The sequence below is a fragment of the Mycobacterium sp. 29Ha genome, from assembly GCF_032883055.1.
GTDB classification, from domain to species: Bacteria; Actinomycetota; Actinomycetes; order Mycobacteriales; family Mycobacteriaceae; genus Mycobacterium; species Mycobacterium gallinarum.
In genome coordinates this window covers 1-1019 of sequence record NZ_JAMQTI010000082.1, presented here as the reverse complement: position 1 = coordinate 1019, position 1019 = coordinate 1, and the positions used below count along the sequence as shown (strand labels likewise).

General features: G+C 62.0%; 1 protein-coding gene. It reads right to left on the bottom strand.

Features of this window, described 5'->3' with window-relative positions:
• Window positions 1-11: 11 nt before the first annotated feature.
• The coding region (locus M1248_RS33280) for an AMP-binding protein (protein ID WP_317150942.1) at window positions 12-1019 on the bottom strand (1008 nt) is incomplete at its 5' end.

Genomic DNA, 1019 nt, shown 5'->3' with positions numbered 1-1019 from the left:
GCGCCGTCGGGTTAGGCGTCCAGGCGGGCGAACTGATCGTGGCGGTACTGTTCGACGCACGTCGCTCGCCGCACTTTGCCGCTTGTCGTGATGGGTATCGAACCAGGCGATACCAGAACCACATCGGCGACGGCGAGGTCGTGTGCGTTGGAGATCGCCGAGGTGACTTCACGTTTGACGGTGTCGAATTTGTGCATCACTTCCTCCTCGGAATCGCCTCGCCTTTTGGTTTCGATGATGACGACCAACTGTTCTATTTCTTCGTTCGGCACCGCGATCGCCGCGACCCGGCCTCCGGTGATTTCCTGAATGGTGGCTTCGATGTCGTCGGGTGAGTGGTTACGTCCGTAGACGATCAAGAGGTCTTTGATGCGGCCGACGATGAACAAATCGCCTTCGGCGACGAAGCCCAGATCCCCGGTCCGCAGCCACGGCCCCTCAGGCGTGCCGGGTGACGGCGCGGCAAGCATGGCGCCGAAAGTACGTTGGGTCTCTTCTGGTTTCTGCCAGTAGCCCAGGGCGACGTTGTCGCCGTGCACCCAGATCTCGCCGGTCGTTGCCTCCGCGCACTCGGTCTGAGTGTCGGGATCGATGATGCGTACGGTGGGCGCACCGGTGAGCGGATAACTGATCAAGGGTGTGCCGCCCCCGCTGGCGCAGCGCTTGGCCTGACCGGCGGCAAGTTTGTCAGACTCGAAGTCCACGATTACGGGTGGTTGACCCGCTCTGCTGGTGGCCACATACAACGTTGCTTCGGCAAGCCCGTAGGAGGGCCGGACCACCGAGTCAGCAAGATTGAAGCGCGCGAACCGGTCGGTGAAGCGTTTGAGGGTCGCCGGGTGCACCCGTTCGCTTCCGCTGCAGATGTATTCCACGTCGCCCAGATCGAGTCCGGCCATGTCCTCGTCGGAGGTTTTGCGTGCGGCAAGCTCGAACGCGAAATTCGGCGCCGCCGAAAATGGGTGAGTGTGAGTTGCCAACAATTGCATCCACCGGGCCGGACGCTGCAAGAACGACAC